Source organism: Parashewanella curva (assembly GCF_003675895.1).
Lineage (GTDB): Bacteria > Pseudomonadota > Gammaproteobacteria > Enterobacterales > Shewanellaceae > Parashewanella > Parashewanella curva.
This window is the reverse complement of sequence record NZ_ML014866.1, coordinates 1-7,248: the sequence shown is the minus strand read 5'-3', so window position 1 is coordinate 7,248 and position 7,248 is coordinate 1. Positions and strand designations below refer to the sequence as shown.

The 7,248-nt window shown below is 40.5% G+C and carries 5 protein-coding genes; 2 read left to right on the top strand and 3 right to left on the bottom strand.

Annotated features, from left to right (window positions below; all coding sequences use genetic code 11):
- Nucleotides 1-444: 444 nt before the first annotated feature.
- Nucleotides 445-3,021 carry a DNA mismatch repair protein MutS gene (gene mutS / locus D5018_RS19920; protein WP_121840731.1) on the bottom strand — a complete coding sequence of 859 codons (2,577 nt, stop codon included), beginning with the start codon at nt 3,019-3,021 and terminating at the stop codon, nt 445-447.
- A 182-nt stretch (nt 3,022-3,203) separates the two neighbouring features.
- Between mutS and recA the strand changes: the two genes are divergently transcribed.
- Both recA and D5018_RS19910 read left to right on the top strand, forming a co-directional pair.
- Complete coding sequence (recA, locus tag D5018_RS19915) at nt 3,204-4,259, top strand: recombinase RecA (protein ID WP_121840730.1); 1,056 nt, start codon at nt 3,204-3,206, stop codon at nt 4,257-4,259.
- Between the two features lie 121 nt (nt 4,260-4,380).
- Nucleotides 4,381-4,830: a regulatory protein RecX gene (locus tag D5018_RS19910; protein ID WP_416351555.1), complete on the top strand. Its 450-nt coding sequence runs from the start codon at nt 4,381-4,383 to the stop codon at nt 4,828-4,830.
- Here D5018_RS19910 and D5018_RS19905 read toward each other — a convergent pair.
- Together D5018_RS19905 and D5018_RS22455 are read right to left on the bottom strand one after the other, a co-directional pair.
- Nucleotides 4,827-6,635 (bottom strand): hypothetical protein, encoded by a 1,809-nt coding sequence (locus tag D5018_RS19905; RefSeq protein ID WP_121840729.1) that lies wholly within the window; start codon nt 6,633-6,635, stop codon nt 4,827-4,829. The genes D5018_RS19910 and D5018_RS19905 overlap by 4 nt on opposite strands.
- Nucleotides 6,636-6,945: 310 nt before the next feature.
- Complete coding sequence (locus tag D5018_RS22455) at nt 6,946-7,083, bottom strand: transposase domain-containing protein (protein ID WP_121840728.1); 138 nt, start codon at nt 7,081-7,083, stop codon at nt 6,946-6,948.
- Between the last annotated feature and the right edge of the window lie 165 nt (nt 7,084-7,248).

Genomic DNA, 7,248 nt, shown 5'->3' with positions numbered 1-7,248 from the left:
TTGTGAAGTTGCTGGGTAACGTAATATGCCTTAGTGGAGGCTTGAGCCGTATGCAGTGAAAGTTGCACGTACGGTTCTTAGGAGAGCGGCATCTGGTAACAGGTGTCGCTTATCCGACACAAATGGGTTAGCACTATCACACATAAAAAGATCCAATCGAAGAGATACCCTTAGTCCCCTTGAAGCTGTTGAAGTGATAATTGAATATAGAAATGGCGCAACCTCGACATGGATGTCGAGGTAGGCTCTGGGATACATGGATGTACCAGTCGTTAGCCATTTATTCAATTATCGCTGAAACGTTTAGCTTCGTGGGGCGGCATGGGGAGATACAAGAGGGGATTTGCTGGAGAATCCCCTCTTGTTCGGGTTTGGGCTGAAAGCCCAAGGTTTTTTAGAGTTTCGAAGAAACTCTTTCTGCGATACTGGTAAGTAAGCCAAAACTTACGAAACTACTTTTTTCAACCGATAAACAAACTCCAATGCCTGTTTAGGCGTCAGATCATCCGGTGAAACTTGGCCAAGTAAGGTTTCAACCTCTTCCAACTCTGGCGAAACGCCAGAGTTAAAACTTAAATTCAAATCCTGTTGAGTCGGAGACGTTACATCGTGATCACGGCTTTCTAGCAAATGTAACTTCTGCTTGGCTGCCTTAATCACATGATTCGGAACACCAGCTAATGCAGCAACCTGTAAACCATAACTCTTACTTGCTGCGCCTTCTTGCACTGCGTGCATAAAGGCGATGGTGTCGCCGTGCTCTACAGCATCTAAGTGAACATTGGCTACAGAAGATAAGGTTTCAGGTAACTGAGTTAATTCAAAGTAATGGGTAGCAAATAGCGTTAATGCTTGCAGTTTAGTAGCAAGATACTCTGCGGCAGCCCATGCGAGGGAAAGACCATCATAAGTTGAAGTGCCGCGACCAATTTCATCCATTAATACCAAAGAGTTTTGCGTGGCATTATGCAGAATATTGGCGGTTTCGGTCATTTCCACCATAAAAGTCGATCGACCAGAGGCGAGATCGTCTGATGCGCCAATACGAGTAAAGATGCGATCTATAGGCCCAATAACCGCCTTTTCAGCTGGAACAAAACTGCCGATATGTGCCATTAGCGTGATTAGCGCCGTTTGACGCATATAAGTCGATTTACCGCCCATATTAGGGCCTGTGACCATTAACATACGGCGCTGATTGTTCAACTCAACAGGGTTAGCGATAAAAGGTACATCACTGACATGCTCAACGACAGGATGACGCCCTGCATTAATATGAATACCAGTAACACTTGTAAGTTCAGGGCAAGTGTAGTTCTGCATTTCAGCACGTTCTGCAAAGCAGCTTAGTACATCCAATTCAGCAGCCGATTTAGCAAATTGTTGTAAAGGCGCCAATTGTGGCATCAATAAATCAAATAATTGCTCCCATAACAGCTTTTCTAACGCTAGTGCCTTGCCTTGGCTTGAAAGCACTTTTTCTTCGTGTTCTTTTAGCTCTGGAGTAATGTATCTTTCAGTATTTTTAAGGGTTTGGCGACGTTGATAAGACAGTGGAACATTTGCTGATTGCGCCTTACTCACTTCAATGTAATAACCATGAACACGGTTGTAGCCAACTTTTAGGGTTGGAATACCCGTTTGTTCACGTTCACGCAGTTCCATCTGTTCTAGATAACTGGTTGCGCCATCACTGAGTTGACGCCATTCATCTAGTTCTGAGTTGTAGCCTTCTTTGATCACACCACCATCTCGGATAAGCATAGGTGGATTATCCACAATGGCGTTTTGCAATAATTCCAATTCAGTTGGGAACTCACCTAACAGTCGAGTTAATTGTTGTAGATGCGCTGACTCTGCATCTGACATTAGATTTTGAATTTCGGGTAACACTTCCAGTGCTTGACGCAATCGTGCAAAGTCTCTTGGTCTTGCAGTGCGAAGTGCTAATCTGGCAATGATGCGCTCTACATCACCTAACCCTTTTAGAAAGTCGTGTAGCTCATCATATAAATTAGCATCAATAAGTTCAGAGACGGCTTGATGACGAGCTTGAATGTGAGCATGGTTAGTTAACGGCTGGTGGATCCAGCGTTGCAACATTCGACTTCCCATTGGCGTTGCTGTGCTGTCAAGTACAGATGCTAAGGTATTATCGAATCCACCTGAAAGGTTTTGAGTCAGTTCTAAATTTTTACGAGTCGCGGCATCCAACACGATACTGTCGTTTTGATTAAAACGAGTAATGGCATTAATGTGAGGTAGGGAAGCACGTTGAGTATCTTTAACATACTGCATTAAACAACCCGCGGCTTGTAATGATAATCGGGCATCACCAATTCCAAAGCCACGTAAATCTTTAGTGCCAAACTGCTCAAGTAGCATTTTTATACCAGTGTCGTAATCAAATTCCCATTCAGGGCGACGACGGCTACCTTTAATTGAGCCTATTAAGGTCAATTCAGAGAAATCTTCGCTATACAGTAATTCAGCTGGGTTAGTGCGTTGCAGCTCTGCTTCTAACGCTTCTAATGAGGTGAGTTCACTCACGACGAAGCGACCTGAGGCAACATCTAATGTCGCGTAACCGAATACGTTTTGCCGACCATAAACTGCGGCTAATAAATTGTCTTTATGTTCTTGCAATAAAGCTTCATCAGTCAGTGTTCCCGGTGTAATAATTCGAACGACTTTACGCTCTACAGGGCCTTTTGATGTTGCAGGGTCTCCGACTTGCTCACAGATAGCTGCCGATTCACCCAATTGAACCAGTTTAGCAAGGTAACCTTCAACTGAATGATAGGGAATGCCGGCCATTGGAATAGGGTTGCCACCACTTTTACCGCGAGCGGTAAGTGATATGCCCAGTAATTCGGCAGCACGTTTGGCGTCATCATAAAAAAGTTCGTAAAAATCCCCCATTCGATAAAACAGCAACATATCAGCATGTTGAGCTTTCATCGTAAGGTATTGACGCATCATTGGCGTATGGCTGTCTAAGTTTGCTAATTCGGCATTCATAGGAAAGAAGCGATCCCTATCTCAATAAAAATCTTTGACGGGTATCTTAGCAAGAATTAAATTCGTGATCAGATAAGAAGTTAAAAATTATTTTCAATAACACTTGATACTGTATGATTGTACAGTATACTAACTGACATTAAATCGAGATTAGTTTTAAGTATCCACGAGAGGGAACAACAATGGCAGCTGATGCAAATAAAGAAAAAGCACTGGGCGCAGTATTGGGACAAATTGAAAAGCAATTTGGTAAAGGTTCTATCATGCGTTTGGGTGAAGATCGCTCAATGGATGTAGAAACTATTTCTACTGGTTCTCTGTCTTTGGATGCGGCACTGGGTGCTGGCGGCTTACCAATGGGACGTATCGTTGAAATCTACGGTCCTGAATCATCAGGCAAGACAACGCTAACACTGGAAGTGATTGCAGCTGCACAAAAACAAGGTAAGACATGTGCCTTTATTGATGCTGAGCACGCACTTGATCCTGTTTATGCTAAAAACCTAGGCGTGGATATTGATAACTTACTTTGTTCTCAACCTGATACTGGTGAGCAAGCTCTAGAAATTTGTGATGCATTAACTCGCTCTGGTGCTGTTGACGTAATCATTGTTGACTCGGTAGCGGCTCTTACTCCAAAAGCTGAAATCGAAGGTGAAATTGGTGATTCACACATGGGGCTAGCGGCTCGTATGATGAGCCAAGCAATGCGTAAGCTTGCTGGTAACTTAAAGCAGTCTAACACGCTACTTATCTTCATTAACCAAATCCGTATGAAGATTGGTGTAATGTTTGGTAACCCAGAAACGACTACTGGTGGTAACGCACTTAAGTTCTACGCTTCTGTACGTTTAGATATTCGTCGTACTGGTGCAATTAAAGAAGGCGACCAAGTGGTGGGTAACGAAACCCGCGTTAAAGTGGTTAAGAACAAGATTGCGGCACCATTTAAACAAGCTGATTTCCAAATCCTTTATGGACAAGGTATCAACAGCAATGGTGAGCTAGTTGACCTTGGTGTTCAACATAAGATCATCGAAAAAGCCGGTGCTTGGTACAGCTATAAAGGCGACAAGATTGGTCAAGGTCGTGCAAATGCGGGTAAATTTATGGTTGAAAACCCTGCTGTTGCTCAAGAGATCGACCAACAACTTCGTTCACTTCTTTTAGGTAAAGCTGAAGCTAAAGCTGCCGAAGGTGAAGAAAACGTTGATTTAGAAACTGGCGAAGTATTTTAACTAATAAGATCTTTCTGGTCGCTCCTGCGAAGGCAGGAGTCTAGTGCCTTTATTGATAATAGAGTCGCTGGATGTCTGCCTTCGCAGGCATGACAATATTGAATCATTCAGGTTGAATATTGTGAATACTCCACCAACAGCAAAATCCTACGCGGTCAGCTTATTGGCTGGCCGCGATTACTCCCGCAAACAAATTCAGGATAAACTCGTTAAAAAAGACTACGAGCTTGCTGACATCGAAATTGCCCTTGATGAATGTGAAGCCAGTGGTTATCTCAATGATTCACGGTATGCTGAATCACTACTTAGAAGTCATATTTATAAAGGTCATGGTGTGATTCGCATCAGACAAGCCATGTCTTTAAAAGGCTTATCTTCTGACATTATTTCTCAAGTAATTGAAAATTCAGATTGTGACTGGTTTGAACTTGCTAAAGAAAAAGCAATAAAAAAATATGCAGATAAACCTATTGTTGATTACAACGATAAGGCAAAACGGATCAGGTTTTTGCTTGGGCAAGGGTTTGATTATGAACAAGCGAATTATGCTTTGACCATAAATGAAGATTAGATCCACAGTAATTCTCGATATTCTTCAGGTTCTAAACCTAAGCTTTCAACAAATTCTTCAAACATGAGTTTTAATTTTTCGTGCGCTATAGGAACCATTGGGTTAATTGCTTGATAATGAAGTGGAGTAGCATTTTCTTGTTCTTGTGCGATTTTAGTTAACCATGCTCTGATCAACTTGGAAATCTTTATTGCTTCTCGTCCAGTTCTTGCGGTGTTAAAAAAACGTAGCTCCACAGTTACCGTTGGATGAGTAACAACTAGGCCTTTATCTGCTTTTGAAAGCTGCTCTTCACAGTTTTTACCTAAATTTGTTGGGATCTCTAAAGGCCTATATTTTGAATCCATTTCTATAATATTAATGACTAACTCAAGGAGCTGTAATATGTTTTTATTGTCACTGAATTTACCGTTCCCCTTTCCCTTGTAGCCAGCGAGTAAAAGTTCATTGAAAGAATTTAGCAGACCTTGTAATGCATCTAACTTTGCATCAGGATTTAGCGCAAGGTACTTTCTTGTTTTATCTGAATATTCTGCTGTTTTGAAGCACTGAGTTAACCATGATGTATTTTCTATCGCTATAAGAAAACGAAAGAAAAATTCTGGGTTGTATCCAACTGCTTGTGTCAAATCGATGTGTTTATGACCTGAACTTGGTCTTAAGCCAAGCTCTTTAGCAATTGCGGTAATAAAATGATTGAAAATATCTTCTAATGGAAGTTTTTTGTCGGTAAAGGTAATCATTTCTCCAAGTCTATATGGTGAAACATTAACTTCAGGAAGAGTAAAGTTAGACCACCCATCAAAAAACAATCTAGCTTGCCAAGACCCTATGTTGTATGTAACCGTTCGCTCTTTTTCGTTTAAACATATTGAACATTCGTTTTCAGGTATATTTAACTGTCTGAGTTTACTTTTTATAGCAGCTTGCCACAGTCGTAATATTTCAAGTTCTTCGTCATCGTTAAGCGAATTTCCCTTATCTAAAGGAGGATAGTATTCAAATTCTTCACCACACCTTATTAATATTGGGTCAAAAGTCTGATAAGACCGTTGTTGTGTTGAATTTGAAAGTAAATGTGTTCTAATCATATGCCGATATAAAAGTGATTTATTTGTATGTGAGACCACTGTTGGGCAAATAGAGTCGGCGGCATGTGAGTTAGGGCAGCATTGATCGGCCCAGCATAAAATTCCCATAGGCATTATGGTAGAGATAAAAGGCTGAGTGCCGACAAAAATTGATTCAAGCTCTTCAGTTTTTACTGACACTAAAGAAACATATGCTTCTTTCGCGGACATTACCTTAGCGTAGACCTCGTCTGGTTTATAAAGGGTAAGTAGTAAAATTATGTCAATGGCAATTATTGAAGCCCTAACAGGCTTTCGAGACAGTGTCCATTTTTCACACCAAGATAATTCAATTGATTTTTCTTTGTACTTTGGAATAAAAACCGAAAAAATAGCAGCATATTTAGGCTTTACGCTTGATGCTAGTGCCGCATTTATTATACCACTGCCTGTTTGAAACGAATTTCCATATTCGTAGTCTACTAACTCTCGGGTGAATTCTTTTTTATCCTGTTCATTTACCTGAAAGCCATTAAACCATTCATCAATATTGTAAATTGCAGCTTTAAAACTCTCTAAGCATTCTTGTGATAAATCAGAATCAAAGAGAAGTTGTTCAAGTCGTGTTTTTAAGAGCCAATCAGGTGTAGCGTGTGCTTGGCTATTTATATGCGGTTGAGATACAGGTGTGGAAAAGCTTTGAGCAACGGGTTGTACCAAATTTAGAGGATGCATATTCATCCAAGCCCATGATTCTTTAAAGTGATTTTATGCTAATCATCTGATTTGTTTGATTAATATTTTATAAGGTTTGTTAATGATTTGTTTGTTCTAATAAATCTCTATATTTTAAAAATTTTACATCAGGAGTATTTGTTTTCATGGAGGGGACTTCCTTGGCTGTATTTGAGTAAAACGAAGTTATTCATGTTTAGAATGTGGAGGGGGTGAAAAAGTTGATTTGATTAAATCCATAATAGCTCACGGTATTCTTCAGGTTCTAAACCTAAACTTTCAATAAACTGTAAGCGTCTGCCGAACCCCACTAATCCTTATCAAAATTCCAAGGCATTAAGGGCTCTAAATCGCTAGGAGCATGAGCAAGTTGCTCAAATAAATAGGTGAGATATTGAGAGGGATTAACGCCATTGACTTTGCAAGTTTCAACGATACTGTATAACACTGCACTACTGTTGGCGCCGCTTTCAGTGTGACAGAAGAGAAAATTTTTTCGTAACTATTCAGCCTACTGAACAAAAATATCTGGCAAATGCCCACTGAACAACAAGTTCAGCGCTGTTGAAGCTGTTATATTTTGCTTTCTGCAACTCGAAACGTAACTGCGTAT

Bases quoted from the DNA above. Each gene is read 5' to 3' on its own strand.
- mutS (WP_121840731.1), bottom strand. From the start codon at position 3,021: ATGAATGCCGAATTAGCAAACTTAGACAGCCATACGCCAATGATGCGT.
- D5018_RS19905 (WP_121840729.1), bottom strand. From the start codon at position 6,635: ATGCATCCTCTAAATTTGGTACAACCCGTTGCTCAAAGCTTTTCCACA.
- recA (WP_121840730.1), top strand. From the start codon at position 3,204: ATGGCAGCTGATGCAAATAAAGAAAAAGCACTGGGCGCAGTATTGGGA.